General features: G+C 73.4%; 12 protein-coding genes and 1 pseudogene. 3 read left to right on the top strand and 10 right to left on the bottom strand.

The features are described 5' to 3' along the window. Positions 1-6 precede the first annotated feature (6 nt). From B4M60_RS10335 to B4M60_RS10305, 7 genes are all read right to left on the bottom strand, one after another. Entirely contained in the window at positions 7-1,011 is a 1,005-nt protein-coding gene (locus B4M60_RS10335; protein ID WP_291083258.1) for an iron-containing redox enzyme family protein, read from the bottom strand. A gap of 80 nt (positions 1,012-1,091) precedes the next feature. Beyond that, entirely contained in the window at positions 1,092-2,282 is a 1,191-nt protein-coding gene (locus tag B4M60_RS10330) for an amidohydrolase (protein WP_291083255.1), read from the bottom strand. Next, complete coding sequence (locus B4M60_RS10325) at positions 2,266-4,092, bottom strand: S9 family peptidase (protein ID WP_414646782.1); 1,827 nt, start codon at positions 4,090-4,092, stop codon at positions 2,266-2,268. The genes B4M60_RS10330 and B4M60_RS10325 overlap by 17 nt, the downstream gene beginning before the upstream one ends. After that, positions 4,085-5,512 carry a circularly permuted type 2 ATP-grasp protein gene (locus B4M60_RS10320; RefSeq protein WP_291083252.1) on the bottom strand — a complete coding sequence of 476 codons (1,428 nt, stop codon included), beginning with the start codon at positions 5,510-5,512 and terminating at the stop codon, positions 4,085-4,087. Before B4M60_RS10320 ends, B4M60_RS10325 begins: the two co-directional genes overlap by 8 nt. 65 nt (positions 5,513-5,577) lie before the next feature. Further along, entirely contained in the window at positions 5,578-8,160 is a 2,583-nt protein-coding gene (locus B4M60_RS10315; RefSeq protein WP_291083248.1) for a carboxylate--amine ligase/circularly permuted type 2 ATP-grasp protein, read from the bottom strand. A 59-nt stretch (positions 8,161-8,219) separates the two neighbouring features. Then, a complete protein-coding gene (locus B4M60_RS10310; RefSeq protein ID WP_291083245.1) occupies positions 8,220-9,020 on the bottom strand; it encodes a crotonase/enoyl-CoA hydratase family protein in 801 nt (266 codons plus the stop codon). 289 nt (positions 9,021-9,309) lie between these two features. Then, positions 9,310-10,281 (bottom strand): esterase/lipase family protein, encoded by a 972-nt coding sequence (locus B4M60_RS10305; protein ID WP_291083242.1) that lies wholly within the window; start codon positions 10,279-10,281, stop codon positions 9,310-9,312. A gap of 121 nt (positions 10,282-10,402) precedes the next feature. Here B4M60_RS10305 and B4M60_RS10300 point away from each other — a divergent pair, with 121 nt between their 5' ends. From B4M60_RS10300 to B4M60_RS10295, 3 genes and pseudogenes are all read left to right on the top strand, one after another. Beyond that, on the top strand, positions 10,403-11,113 hold the full coding sequence (locus B4M60_RS10300) for a GntR family transcriptional regulator (protein ID WP_291083289.1): 711 nt from the start codon (positions 10,403-10,405) through the stop codon (positions 11,111-11,113). A gap of 48 nt (positions 11,114-11,161) precedes the next feature. After that, positions 11,162-11,242, top strand: a pseudogene (locus B4M60_RS15725) (heme-binding protein); the annotation flags it as partial. Positions 11,243-11,345: 103 nt separating this feature from the next. Then, positions 11,346-11,735, top strand: coding sequence for an SOUL family heme-binding protein (locus tag B4M60_RS10295; RefSeq protein WP_414646781.1), 390 nt, complete (start codon positions 11,346-11,348; stop codon positions 11,733-11,735). A gap of 16 nt (positions 11,736-11,751) precedes the next feature. On the opposite strand, the gene B4M60_RS10290 is transcribed toward B4M60_RS10295, so the two are convergent. The 3 genes from B4M60_RS10290 to B4M60_RS10280 form a co-directional block, all read right to left on the bottom strand. Beyond that, the gene (locus B4M60_RS10290; RefSeq protein ID WP_291083237.1) at positions 11,752-12,606 is read right to left on the bottom strand and encodes an oxygenase MpaB family protein; all 855 of its coding nucleotides are present in this window, start codon (positions 12,604-12,606) and stop codon (positions 11,752-11,754) included. Positions 12,607-12,648: 42 nt separating this feature from the next. Further along, on the bottom strand, positions 12,649-13,176 hold the full coding sequence (locus B4M60_RS10285) for a hypothetical protein (RefSeq protein WP_291083235.1): 528 nt from the start codon (positions 13,174-13,176) through the stop codon (positions 12,649-12,651). Further along, positions 13,166-13,972, bottom strand: an 807-nt coding sequence (locus B4M60_RS10280; protein ID WP_291083233.1) for an MCE family protein, incomplete at its 5' end; no start/stop codon positions are given. The genes B4M60_RS10285 and B4M60_RS10280, both read right to left, overlap by 11 nt.

Raw genomic sequence — 13,972 nt, 5'->3', positions numbered from 1 at the left:
GGGGGGTCAGCCGAGCAGGGAGGACTCACCGCGGCGCCAGGCCGCGAGCATCCCGTCCGCCGCCAGCCCGTCGAGGTGGTCGAGCGCGCGCATCCCGAACACGACGTCGGCCGCCAGGTCCGGCTCCCGGCCCAGCAGGTCGCCCACCACGTCGTGGCGCATGACCTGCTCGTGGACCGCGTCGGCCTCCACGTGCTCGGCGTAGAAGTGCACGCACTCCTCCGGGGCCCCCAGCCTGCGCAGGCCCGCGACCAGGCGGGCGGACCCCGGGGACGAGGTGATCTCGATGGCGGCGAAGTGCCCGATCGCCGCGCCGCGCAGCGAGCGGTGCAGCCCGAACAGCGACATGAGGTTGACCGTGGACAGCGTCTCGGCGCTCACCGCGTCGATGTACCCCAGGTAGGACGCGTCCAGTCCGGCGGCGCCCATGAGGTCTTCCCACAGCCGCTGGTGCACGCGCTCGCCGCGGCCCCCGCCGAACTCGTCGAACTCCACGGCCACGAACGACGCCTTGGCCTGGCCCTGCAGGCGCGGGATGGTGAACGCGTGCGGATCGCCCTCCTTGAGGTGGTACAGCGACCGGTGCGCGAAGTACTCGCGCAGCTGATCCCAGGTGCCCTCCCCGGCGAAGTACCAGGACGGGCCGGTGCCGGACGTCGCCTCCACGGACAGCGCGTCCATCTCCGCGACGGGGTCGTCACCCGGCTCCACCGCGCGCCGCAGGTACCCGAGGAACACCCCCTCCAGGCCCCGCCGCAGCCGCAGGATGTCGGGGTCCCACTCCAGCTCGGCGTCGACGCCGGCGAAGCCGCGGTAGTGCAGCTCGTAGAGGGTGTACAGCGCCAGCTGCAGGTCGCGGCCCAGCGGGTCGGTGTCCGGCGGCACCCCGGGCAGCCCGTCGGTGCGCCCCGACGCCAGCGCCGCGACCACCGCATCCGACAGCGGCCCGCACGCGACGGGCAGCGGCGGGGCGGTCGGGGCCGGGGTGGTCGGGGGAAGAGTGGCAGTCATGCCCTCGTTCTACCCGCGTCGGCGCGGGACCTCCACCGGGCGCGACGACGACGACGCCCGCATCCCCGGGCCGACCCCACTCACCCGGTGGGCCGATCGGTCCGGGCGAACGCGTCGAGGATGTGGGCGCCGTGGGGCAGCGCCCGCTCGTCCAGCACGAAGCCGGGGTGGTGCAGGTCCGTCTCGCCGGACTCGCCGTCCCACACCCCCAGCCGCAGGTAGACGCCCGGGATCTCCTCGGTGTACCAGGCGAAGTCCTCGCCGCCGCTCGACTGCACGGCGGGGCCCACCCCGCCCGGTCCGAGCACGGAGGCCACGGCACGGGCGGCCAGCTCGGCGCACTCGTCGTCGTTCACCACCGGCGGCACCCCCTGGACGTACTCCACCTCGGTGCGGACCCCGTACAGGGCGCCCACCCGCTCGGCCGCCTCGCGGACGAGCGGCTCCACGGTGGCCCACACGTCCCGGTCGGCGCTGCGCAGGGTGCCCCACAGCTGCCCCGAGTCGGGGATGACGTTGGGCGCGGTGCCACCGGCCCTCACCGACGCCCAGGTCAGGACGGTGCCCGAGCGGGGATCGATCCTCCGGTCCACCGCGGCGGTCACCCCGGTGATGATCTGGGCGAGCGCGAACACCGTGTCCTGGGTCTCGTGGGGACGGGCGGTGTGCCCCCCGTCCGACCGGACGGTGATGCCGATCTTGGCGTTGGACGAGGTGATCGGCCCGGCGGTCACGCCGACCTCGCCGACCACGCGGTGGGGGTCGCAGTGCAGCGCGAGGATGCGGTCCACCCCCTCCACCACGCCCTCGGCGACGCACTCCTTCGCCCCGCCGGGCATGGTCTCCTCCGCCGGCTGGAAGATCAGCCTGACCGGGCGGGGCGGCGGGTCGGCCACCAGCAGTTCGGCGGCGCCCAGCAGCATCGCGGTGTGCCCGTCGTGGCCGCAGGAATGGCTGACCCCCTCGACGCGGGAGGCGAAGGGCTCGCCCGAGTCCTCGCTCATGGCCAGGGCGTCGATGTCCGCGCGCAGGGCCACCACGTCCGTGGCGGCCGCGCCGGCGGCCGCCGGGACGTCGCACCACAGGCCCGTGCCGAGCCGGAAGCGGGTCGGCTCGAGCCCCATGGCCCAGAGTTCGCCCTCGACGTAGTCGGTGGTCTCCCGCTCCTCGTAGGACAACTCCGGGTGGGCGTGGAGGTGACGCCTCCACGCCTTGAGCCGGTCCTCGAACCCCGCCGGGTCGCGGGGGGTCCTCTCATCCGATCCGACCATCGAACACCTCCTGACAGAACCGGACCACCCGATCGCCGAGCAGTCGCCGGTTGGCCAATTTCACGAAGTCGTGACCCTCGTCCTCGAACAACAGCACGTCCACCGGCACCCCGCGCTCCCGGAGCGCGTCGACCGCCTGCCCGGTCTCGGTGAGCGGCACGTTGGTGTCGTGGGCGCCGTGGATGTAGAGGACGGGGACGTCGATCCGGTCGAAATTCAGCAGCGGCGAGACCTCCATGAGCAGCTCGCGCTCCTGCAGGGGGTTGCCGTACTTGGGGTACGCGGCCGCGGCGATCCAGGGCTCCGTGGTGCGGTAGAAGGTCCGCAGGTCGCTCATCCCGCACGCCGCGATCCCCCCGCACCACCGGCCCGCGTGGCGGACCAGGGTGGCGTTGACCAGATAGCCGCCGTAGGAGCGGCCGGAGACCACGGCCCGGGCGGGGTCGGTGATGCCCGCGTCCACGAGGTGCAGCAGGGCGTCCTCGACGTCGTCGATCCCGGCGAAGCGCCCGTAGCGGTCGTCGGCATGGATGAAGAATCGCCCGAACCCGCTCGAGCCGCGCACGTTGGGCAGGAAATAGGTCACGCCGACGTCCAGGCAACGGCGGGCGAGGTCGTCGAACCCGGGCCTGGACTGGCCCTCCGGGCCGCCGTGGAGGTGGATGACCGTGGGACCCGGCTCGTCGGGGCCGTCGGGGTCGCCGGGCCGGTACAGCCACCCGCTCAGTTCCAGGCCGTCGCGCGCGGTGAACCGCACCAGCCGCGGGGCCGGCACGGGCTGTTCCGGCGGCCGTCCCGTCCACCGGCGGTTCTCCACGTCGTACATCACCACGCGGGGTGGCTGGTCGAGGCTCTGGACGGTGAGCGCGAGCAGCCTGCCGTCGGCGGTGAGCGTGGGTGCCGACGCCACGACCTCCGGCAACGGCGGTATGTGGACCAGCCGGGGACGGCCCGGGGTGAGGTCGAGGATCTCGATCTCGGACAGCCCGCCGCGCACGTTCCACAGCAGCACCGCGGTCGAGCCGTCCAGGCTCACCTCGACCCAGTCGAGGTCGGCGTCGTCGCGGAACGCCACGGGCCACGACTCGGTGCTGTCCTCGTCCGACTCCACCGCGAGCAGACCCATCCGGTCCGCCGAATGGTCGCTCCGGACGATCATCCGCATGGGCCGGCCGGCGCCCCCGGCGTCGAGGATCACCCCGGCCTCGGTCGTCGACCCGGTGTCGACGGGCAGCAGGGGCCACCACCTGCCGTCGGGCACGATGCGCAGCAGTTCACGATGCCCGCGGGCACCCACCCGGAACAGGGCGGCACCGTCCCGGGCGTGGACCAGCGCCCCGCCCATCCGGCGGTCCACCACCGTGGACTCCCCCGTCTCCGGGTCCACGAGCCGCCCCTCGGCCAGGCCCTCGGAGTCGAAGGCGGTCACCGCCAGCAGGTCGCCGTCCCAGCAGACAAACTGCACGGTGGCGTCGCTGAAGGTGTCCACCGGGTAGACCTCGTGGTCCTCCGGGTCGGTGGTCACCAGCCAGATCCGCTCCCGCTCACCGCCGTCCGGGGCGACCTCGCAGGCGAGCCACCTGCCGTTGGGCGAGTACGCCACGCGGCGGACGGGCCCGTTGACCGGGAGCACCACGTCGCGTTCCGGCCCGGCCCCGTCCAGGCCCCCCGGCCCCAGCGGCCGCTGGACGGCGCGCGGGTAGCCCGTGCGCTCGGTGACCACGCACGCCAGCATCGACCCGTCCGGGGAGAGGTCGGGCGAGGTGGTGTGGCGGATTCCGTCGGGGCCCCCGGCGGCGCTGTCAGGCACGGTGGATCCAGGTGTCCTTTCCACCGCCTCCACTCGAGGCGTTGACCACCATCGTGCCCGCCGGCGCCACCCGCGTCAGCGCGACGGGCGGGGCCGAGGCGAGAATCTCCCCCGCGCCACCGGTCCGCAGCAGGACGAACGCCCGCATGTCGACGTGCCGCCGCCGGAGATCGCCGCCGTCGAAGGTCGGCAGCGTGGACAGCGGTTGGACCTCCTGGGCGATGAACCGCTCGCCGTGGCGCCGCAGTTCCTCGCGGCGCTCGTCCAGCTCACGCGGCGAGCACTCCGGTCCCACGGTGATCTCCGAGCCGCCGTAGCCGTCGATCGGCTTGACCACCAGCTCCCCGATCCTGTCCATCACCTGCTGGAGTTGCGCGGGGTCGGAGCACAGCAGCGTGTCCACCTGACCGATGAGCGGCTTCTCGCCCAGGTAGAACTCGATGATCCCCGGCACGAGGGCGTAGATCGCCTTGTCGTCGGCCGCCCCGTTCCCGGGCGCGTTGACCACGGCGACACCGCCCTGCGCCATGGCGTCCAGCAGCCCGCTGCGCAGGACCGTGCCGTCCGCACCGGCGGAGGACAGGAGCGCCTCCTCGTCCATCCGGACGAACAGCACGTCCACGGGCTCGCCGCCGGAGCCGTCGGCCCGCCACAGCCGACCCCCGTCGCACCGCAGGTCGGCGGCCGTGACCAGCGTCCCGCCGAGGGCGGAGGTCACCTGATTGAGGTCGAAGGACTCGCGCTCGTCCTCGGCTATCACCACCGCGATCGCGGGGTCGGCAACCCCCTCCGGCGCGGCCGCGCGCAGGGTGTCGGCCAGCATGTCCAGCGCGTCGCGGGGGTCGTACACCCCGGTCCGCGCGCCGAACTCGGGGTAGCCCTCGGCGATCCGGTCACGCAGACCGACCGCCAGCGCCATCCCCCCCGGCATCCGCAGGTTGTCCTCCAGCACGATCCACTCCCCCGGCGAGGTCGAGACCAGGTCCACCCCGCACACCGGGGCGTGCAGCGCGCCCTCCGGCACCGATCGCCCGGTGGGGCGGAATCCCGGCGCCCGCCGGAGGGCCTCCTCAGGCACCACCCCCGCCCGGAGGATCTCACCGGCCCCGTAGATGTCCCGCAGGAACATCTCCAACGCCCGGGCCCGCTGTTCGATGCCGGCGGTGATCCGCCCCCACTGGTCGGCCGGCACGATGCGCGGGACGGCGTCCAGCGGGAACACCTGCGGGCTGTCCCTGCCGTACACGTTCAGGGTCACGCCCAGGGACCGCAGGCTGTCGTCCACCCGGTTCTTGCGCTCCCCGAGGGCCTCGGGACCCAGGTCCGACACCGCCTTCAGCACGTGCGCGTACTCCGGGCGGGGCTCGCCGTCCTCGGTGATCGCCTCGTCGTGCACCGCGCCGTTCACCTCGTCGGTCATCTCCCCACGCTAGGCCAACCCCGGCCCGGCCGCACCCGCGCCGGAGACAGTGGCCGGCCTCGGGTTCAGCCCAGGATCCATGTGTCCTTTCCTCCGCCCCCGCGCGACGAGTTGACGATCATCGACCCGGCCGGGGCGACCCGGGTCAGCCCGGCCGGGACGGCGTGCGCTGTCGTCCTGCCGCCCTCACGCCGGACGTGGGCGAACGCGCGCAGGTCCACGTGTCGCCGCTGCATCCGCGTGCCGTCGAAGGTGGGCAGCGTGGACAGGGGGACCACCTCCTGGGCGATGAACCCCTCCGGCCGGGTGAGCAGGTCCTCGCGCCGGGCGGCGAGCTCGGCCTCGGAACACTCCGGCCCGATGGTGATCCCCAGGCCGCCGTACCCGTCGATGGGCTTGACCACCAGTTCGGCGAGACGGTCCAGCACCAGGTCCCGCTGGGTGCGGTCGGCGCACAGGTAGGTGGGCACCTGGTCGAGGATCGGCGTCTCACCGAGATAGAAGTCGATCATGGTGGGCACGCAGGCGTAGATCGCCTTGTCGTCCGCCACCCCGTTGCCGAACGCGTTGGCCACGGTCAGGCGTCCGGCGCCGATCGCCTCGAGCAGTCCGTCCCGGAGCGGGATGCCGTCGACCCCGGGGGAGCTCAGGAGCATGTCCTCGTCGATCCGGGCGTACACCACGTCCACCCGGTGCAGGTCCCGGCCGGCGCGGTGGTGCAGGACCCCGTCGCGGAAGGTGAGGAGATCGGGGGTGATCAGTGGCGCGCCGATGCGCTGGGCGATCAGCCGGTGTTCGAACCATGCCGAGTCCGTCGGCCCGGAGGACACCACCGCGATGCGCGGGTCGTCCCCGGACGCCGGAGGTGCGGCCGCCTCGAGCGTCCGCCGGATCATGGGGAACGCCTCCTCCGGCGAGCGCAGGTCGAACCCGCCGGTCAGGTCCCCGAACAGGGAGGTGGTCATCTGGCGCAGAGCGTGCGAGAAGGCGATCCCCGAGGGCACGCGGACGTTGTCCTCCAGGACGAACCACCGCCCGTCGTCCCCGCACACGAGGTCGATCCCGCAGATGTGCGCACGGGTCCGCCCCGGGGGCTGCACGCGGCCCGTGCTGCGGTGGCCCGGAGCGCGGTCCAACGCCTCCGGCGTGAGGTGGCCCGCGCGCACGAATTCCCGCTCCCCGTAGATGTCGTCGAGGAAGGCGTCCAACGCGCGGGCGCGCTGTTCGATGCCCGCCGCAAGCGACCGCCACACCTCGGGCGTGAGGATGCGGGGCACGAAATCCATCGGGAACGCCTGCGGCCGCGTCTGCCCGGTGACCCGGAACGCCACCCCGGCCACCGAGGCCTCCTGTTCCGCCATCACCTGACGCGACCGCAACCGCACGGTGCCGATCCTGTCCAGGGCCGCGGTGACCGGCGCGTACACCCCGCGGGGCGCACCGCCCTCCTCGACCGCCTCGTCCCAGCTCGGGTCGGCGTCGAGCCCGGCCATCGGCTCGTAGACACCGAACAGCCGCGTGTACGCCTCGGGGACGGGTGACCTGGGCCCGCTCACACCGGCGGTCTCCGCCACCAGCAGGCCCACCACGTCGTGCGAGTGCCCGCGGCGGCGCAGCGTGCGGCGCTGGCGGAAGGCGCTGCTCCCGTTGTAGAGGGCGTTGTCGAGCAGGGTGCGCACCAGATCCAGGTCGCCGGAGCGGGTCAGCTCGTGGGCCAGGGACTCCGTCAGCTCGGAGACGACCTCGGCGGCGGGCCGGGGCAGGAAGGTGCCGGGGTCGACGAGGTCGCCCTCCAGGCCCGACCGGGCGGCGCGCCACAGGGCCGCCCGGAGCCTGGTCTCCGTCGTCGTCGGCTCCTCCGCGCCGCCGGCGACCGCGGCGGCCTCCCTGGCGACGAGCGCGCGGAGCAACGCGGCCGCCAGGACGGTGGCGTCGGCCGAGGGGCAGGCGTCGCACACCAGCAGCTCGACGGAGCGCCCCCCGGGTCCGGGTTGGATCCCGAAGCCCACCATCGACGCGTCCACGACTACTCCGCTGGCCACGAGGTCGTCCACCAACTCCGCGAACTCCGCCTCCGAGCCCACCCCGGCCACCGGGGCGGTCGTCGGCCACTGCGAGGCCGCCACGGACCGGCAACTCGCGTGCCCCGAATCCGATCCGTCCCGCAGGTACGGGGAGCTGGCCAGGAGCGCCAGGAAGACGGGGAGGTGCGGCGCGACGCGGCCCGCCACCCGGACCGCCTCGTCGCCGTCACGCGTCTCCACGCGGATGCGCACCCCGCAGTAGATCTGATCCCGGGCCAGGTATTCGTAGTCGGCGAGGAGCCGCCGGGTCCGCGGACTCTCGTCGACCAGGGCCGAGCCCGGTGGCACGAGCGGGACCGCGCCGGCGGCCACCACGGCCAGGCCGAGGTCGGCACCGGCCCGGTTGAGTCCGGCGCGATGACCCCGCACCGCCGACCGCAGCTCGGCGGCCGAGCGGACCGGGACGGTCGCCGCCCGGATCACGCAGTGGCGGATCTCCTCCACCGCCGCGTCGCCGTCCAGGCGTGAGACCAGGTCCGCCGCGCGCGGCGCCAGCTCGCGGCTCGCCGTGTCGACCACGTGGAGGTCTTCCTCGATGACCATCGCCCTGCCCGCTGCTTCCATGAAGGAAATGTAGGGCCGGGCGGCCGCGGCCACATCGGGTCGGGGGTGTGGGTTTGGTCTCAGCGTGCCTTCCACACCGGCGCGCGCTTCTCCGCGAACGCCGTCGGCCCCTCCATCGCGTCCTCGGAGGTCATCACGGTGATCATCTCGGTGTCGCTGACACGCCACCTCTCGACCTCCGACGGTCGCTCCCCGTCGCTGATGCCGAGCGCGACCCGCTTGCTGCCCTGCACGGCCAGCGGTGCGTTCGCGGCGATCACCGAGGCCAACTCGACGGCGGCGTCCATCAGCCCCGCGGCCGGCACGACCCGGTTCACCAGGTGCAGGTCCAGCGCGCGCGCCGCCGAGATCGGCTCACCGGTGAGGATCATCTCCATCGCGACCCGGTGCGGGACCTGCGCCGGCAGGCGGAACGCACCCCCGGCGGCGGCGATGAGTCCGCGCCGGACCTCCGGCAGCCCGAAGATCGCGTGCTCGGCGGCCACCACGAGGTCGCAGGCCAGGGCGATCTCGCAGCCCCCGCCCAGGGCCGTGCCGTTGACGGCGGCGATCACCGGGACCGACACGTGATGCTGCATCATCCCCGCGAAGCCCCACTCACGGTTCTCCGCCGGGAAGATGTCCTCACCGCGGGAGATGGCCTTGAGGTCGGCGCCCGCGCAGAACGCCTTCTCGCCGGCGCCGGTGAGCACCACCACGCGGATCTCGGGATCGGTGTCGGCCTCGTGCAGCGCTCGCCCCAGCAGGGTGCTCATCTCGCCGTTGACGGCGTTGCGGGCCTCGGGGCGGTCGAGGGTCACGAGCAGGACGTGCCCGCGGCGCTCGGTGCGGACGGCGGGGCGGTTCGGGGTGTCGGTCATGCGTCCCAGTCTCGCCGCACACCGCCCGCCGCGCAGTGGCTCTCGCGGATCCGGTCAATCCGCCAGCGCGACCCTGCGCGGTCACCCTGCCCGCTCAGAGCCCCTCCGACATGTGCTGGCCGAATGCACGCGATTTGCGGGCTCGCGCTGGCTGGATGGACCGTTCCTGCAGCGCAAGTCAGGGAGGCAGCGCAAGCCGGAGTCGCTGCGGGTCAGGGAGGCAGCGCAAGCCGGAGGCGCTGCGGGTCAGGGGGGCGGCCCTTCCCGCCGACCGGCCCGCCCCCCGACCTCAGCTCTGCAGCGGCGTGATCGGCGGGACGAACTCGCAGCCCACGGGCCGCGGGTTCCGGGGATCGAGCGCGTTGAGCGTCAGGTCGCGGGCCACCGGGTCGGTGACGATCGAGACGTGGTCGGAGAAGTCCTGCGCGCAGAAGTCCTGCACCACGTGGTTCTGCGCGTTCGGCCCCTCGACGTACCCGCTGTCGAACGGGGTCACGATCTCGTCGTACCGCGTGAGGATGTTCGTGTACTGCACGTCCGGGTGGTACGGGGTGCCGTCGCGCCACAGGTGACGGAAGAAGTCGCTGCCGGCGATCACCTGGTTGCACGCCCCACACCCGACGGTCCGGATGAAGCCCTGCACGTCGTCGCGGATACCCACCCGACCGAACGCGTCGAAGAGGGTCGAGAGGAAGAACGCGGTGCTCCCCCGCCACACCGAGCCCAGGCCCACGTAGTTCCGGACGTACCGGTGCCCGCCCAGCTCGTTGACGTAGACCGCGGGCATGATCGTGCCCTGCGAGTGCCCCACCAGGTCGACCGTGTCCGCGCCCGTCGCCTCGCGCACGCGGTCCACGAACAGCGCCAACTCCCCCGCACCCTCCTCCATCGTCCGCATGCCCCCGAGCGCGCTGAGCGGCCACGGCGCATCCGGGTGTGCGGCGTAGGTCAGCGCGTACACGCAGTACCCCTCGTTGGCGAGCGACGGGGCGAGATACGCCCAGTTGTCCTGCCTGTTGAGGAACGTGCCGTGCACGAGGATCACCGGCCGCGGGTGTGCCTCGGTGAGCTCGCAGTCCCAGTCGTTGGTGGCCGGGTGTTCCCCGAGCGGGTTCTGGACCTCCGCGCGGAGTCCGTCGACGAACGACGCCGGGACGGGGTGCGGTCCGCCGGCCGTGGGCGGGGGTTGCGCGCCGGCGTGGGCGGGGACGACGACGAGGGCGGCCATCGCCAGGGCGAGGGCGGTCGCTGCGGTCTTCACGGGGACTCCTTATTGCGGCGCCGCCCACCCCCTGGCAGACGGAGGCGGCCCGAGCGGATATATTTGATTTCGATTATCGGTCGACGGCACCCTCCGCGGGTGCTCCTTCTTGGGAAACGAGGTGGCGGACGTGGCCCCCACACGACTCGCGCAGCGTCCGCAGCTCTCCGAGGAGGTGGCCGACCACGTCCGGACCCGGATCATGAGCGGCGAGGTGCGTCCCGGCGACTTCATCCGCCTGGACGAGACCGCGGCCGCCCTGGGGGTCAGCGTCACGCCCGTCCGCGAGGCGCTGCTCACGCTGCGCGGCGAGGGCCTGGTGGACCTGGTGCCCCGGCGCGGGTACCTGGTCTCGCCGATGAGCCGGCAGGACGTCGAGGACATCTTCTGGCTGCAGGCGGAGCTGTCCAAGAGGATCGTCGACCGCGCCATCACCCTCTTCGACGCCGACGCCCTGGACAACCACGCCCGGCTGGTCGGGGAGTTCGAGTCGGCCGCCGCGATGGGCGACGCGGACGGGGTGGTGAGCGCCCAGTACGCCATCCACCGGTCCATCAATCGCGCGTCCCGGTCCGACAAGCTGTCCCGGTTCCTGTCCAACGCGGCGCGCTACATGCCGTACCGGCTCTACGCGGAGGACCACGACTGGCGTTCCGCCGCGCTCCAGGACAACCGGCGGATGCTCGACGCGCTGCGCACCGGGGACGTCGAGACCGCCCACGCGGTGATCGACGCGGAGTTCTCCAACGGGGCCAGGCTGCTCGTGGAGCATCTCGAGCGCGCCGGGGTGTGGGACGAGTCCCGCGGGCCGGAGGACCCCGCCGGCGACTGAGCACGTGGCCCCCTCCCGGCGGCCGGGCACGCGCGTACCGTCGTGGTCATGACCGAGCACCAGCCGTACGAGGTGGTCCGCCGCTACCCGGGGTTCGAGCTGCGGCGCTATCCCTCCCACGCGGTGGCGGAGGTGTCCGTTGACGGGTCCTTCGAGAGCGCCGGCAACCAGGCGTTCCGGGCGCTCTTTCCGGTACATCACCGGCCACAACGAGTCGGCCGGGACCGTCGCGATGACGGCACCGGTCGTCCAGGAGCCGCGCGGCGGCGGGACGATCGCCATGACCGCGCCCGTGGTCCAGACCCGCGCGGCCGACGACCAGCACGTCGTCGCCTTCGTACTGCCCGCCTCGCTCACCGCCTCGACCGCGCCGGTGCCCTCCGACCCGCGCGTGCGCCTCAGGCAGGTGCCCGGTCGTGTCGCGGCCGCGGTGCGGTACTCGGGACGGTGGAGCGAGTCGGGCTACCGGCGCCACCTGGCCGACCTCGAGGCCGGGATCGCCGGGGCCGGGTTGGTCGCCACGGGCCCTCCGAGGTTCGCCCGGTTCGACCCGCCCATCACCCCCTGGTTCCTCCGGCGCAACGAGGTCGTGCAGGACGTGGTGTGGGACGACGGCGACTGAGCGGGCCGCACCGCGCTCACATCAGCGGACGGCCGCTGCGCAGTCGCCACCTGAGGTCGAGCAGCAGCACCCGGTACGTGATCGTGCGCAAGGCGGTCGGCAGCAGCCGGTTGAGCCCGGCGGTGGCGGTGAGGAAGGTCTCGAACCGCCGCTGGTCCCTCGGGGTCCACGGCAGCCCGAGCTCGTCGCGGAACTCGCGGTGCAGGAACCCCGTGGTGATCCACTTGTTGACGCGGCCGAACACCGCCGTGGCCGGCTGCGGCAGCATGCGGAGCTCGGTCAGGCCCACGAGGTGCCGGCGGACCGGTTCGTCGAAGCGGATCCGGGCCACCCCCTCGCGCCAGTAGTCGTCGAACTCCGCGCGGGTCGCCGGCCACTGCTCAGGTCGCACCTGGAGCGTGGTGCCCAGGGACGGCGCGGACCGGTAGAACGCCTCGCGGTCGGGGTCGGTCATCGGCCCGTGCAACCACTCGTAGACGTCCTCGAACCCCACGTACAGGCACGCCGCCACCCACATCTGCAGCTTCGGGTCGAGCGCGCTGTACCTCACACGACTCTCCGGGGTCGAGTGCACCAGGCGGTGGATGCGGGTGACCTCCTCCCGGTAGACGCGCTTGTCGTCGTCGCTCCCCAGGGTCGCCACGGCGAGGTACTGGAAGGTCGTCCGCGCCCGCTTGAGCGGGCGCCGGTACACGTTGCCGGTCTCGACGCGGCTCTCCCGGACGCCCCATCCCACCTCGGGCCACGAGAGCTGCATGATGACGTTGGCCACGCCGCTCGCGGCGCCGAGGGAGTCGACGGCGTCGGTGATCGCCGGCGGGACCGGGCGGGCGACGGCGGGTGCGGGGTTGCGGTGCAGTTCGGTGATCACTGGTCGTTCTCCTCGTGCGTCGGGGGGTGCGATGGTCGGGGGTCAGGCGAGCTCGGCGGCGTCCAGGAGCCACCCGTCGCCGCCGCGGACGAGGGTCACCACCATCCGGCTGGAGTCCATCCGGCCGTCCGGGACGGTGACGTTGGTGACCTCCTGGTCCAGGAACACCAGGACCACCGCGCGGTCGTCGTCGACGCTCTGCGCGGCGGCGTGGGAGACGGTCCCCGTCGAGGTGCCCTGCCCGCTGGTGAGCAGTTCCCGCAACCCCTCCGACACCTCGCGGTACCGGTCGGCGAACCCGGGCGTGGCCTCGGCCACCACGGCGTCGAGGTTGGCGTCCACGTCCTGGTGGTCGTAGGTGGCGAGCTGCACGACCAGCCGGGACGCGTCCTCGGTCGCGCTGCGCCGCAGTTCGTCCAGGTGCCGGCCCTGCCAGACGAGGTACCCGAGGTACCCGCACGCCACCAGCAGCGCCACCACGACCAGGGTGGTCACCACGCGACCGGCGCCCGCCCGCCGGGGCGCCTCCGCCGCGGCCGCCGTCTCCGCCACCGTCTTCTCATCCGCCATTACGCAGTCCCTCCATCATGGTCATCCAGTACGCGGCGATCTCCGTGCCCGTGGGGACCAGGAGCGGGTCCCGCGCCATGTCCGGGCCGACCCGCGTCCCCGGTTCGGTGGCGTTCGCCAGTCCCTCGGCGTTCGGCCGCGGTGCCGCGCGCGAGCCGCGCTGCTCCAGGTCCTCGCCCGGCGGGCAGTACAGCCGGAGGTTCGGCTCGCGCGGGGAGTGGTCCAGCATGTCGCGGGGCTCGAACGGGTACACGCACACCGGGCCCTGGGTGGCGACCAGCGAGAAGTCGGCGCGACCGTCGCGCACCGTCCCCGCCAGCGCGCGCAGCCCCCGCTCGCCCTGGGTGAGTCCGGCCTCCCAGGCGGGTCCCCGATCGCGGAACACGGGTGTGACGACGAGGGCGTTGCCGAGCAACCCGGCCGCGTCGTCCCGGTTGGCGTCGAGGAGCTCCTGCGCGCGGACCATGGCGTCGGGCGAGCGGTCGAGGAGGTACACCAGGGTGTCCTCCCGGCGGGCCAGTTGCCCGGTGACGTCGCGGGCCACCCGGGCCGACCCGGTGACGGGATCCTCACGCTCCGCGAGCGCGCGCACCGTCACGAGGCCGTCGCCCACGAGGCCGCGGAACGTCGGGGCCCGCTCTCCCAGCACGGCGGCGAGCCGCGCGGTGTCCTCGAGGATCGCGCCCAGGCGCGGCCCGTTCCCCTCGAGCGCGGTGGCCACGCTGTCCCCGAAGGACGCCAGGGACGCGGGGTCCACGGCCCGCAGCGAGGTGTCGATCTCGGCGATGAGATCCTC

This window comes from Dietzia sp. UBA5065 (genome assembly GCA_002415925.1).
Classification (GTDB): domain Bacteria; phylum Actinomycetota; class Actinomycetes; order Mycobacteriales; family Mycobacteriaceae; genus Dietzia.
Note: the sequence above shows the minus strand (reverse complement) of the source record. Positions and strands in the feature narration are given on the sequence as shown.

What these genes read in the sequence shown, in the direction of transcription:
- B4M60_RS10335 (WP_291083258.1), bottom strand. Translation starts at nt 1,011, where the DNA reads ATGACTGCCACTCTTCCCCCGACCACCCCGGCCCCGACCGCCCCGCCG.
- B4M60_RS10330 (WP_291083255.1), bottom strand. Translation starts at nt 2,282, where the DNA reads ATGGTCGGATCGGATGAGAGGACCCCCCGCGACCCGGCGGGGTTCGAG.
- B4M60_RS10320 (WP_291083252.1), bottom strand. Translation starts at nt 5,512, where the DNA reads ATGACCGACGAGGTGAACGGCGCGGTGCACGACGAGGCGATCACCGAG.
- B4M60_RS10315 (WP_291083248.1), bottom strand. Translation starts at nt 8,160, where the DNA reads ATGGAAGCAGCGGGCAGGGCGATGGTCATCGAGGAAGACCTCCACGTG.
- B4M60_RS10310 (WP_291083245.1), bottom strand. Translation starts at nt 9,020, where the DNA reads ATGACCGACACCCCGAACCGCCCCGCCGTCCGCACCGAGCGCCGCGGG.
- B4M60_RS10295 (WP_414646781.1), top strand. Translation starts at nt 11,346, where the DNA reads ATGACGGCACCGGTCGTCCAGGAGCCGCGCGGCGGCGGGACGATCGCC.
- B4M60_RS10285 (WP_291083235.1), bottom strand. Translation starts at nt 13,176, where the DNA reads ATGGCGGATGAGAAGACGGTGGCGGAGACGGCGGCCGCGGCGGAGGCG.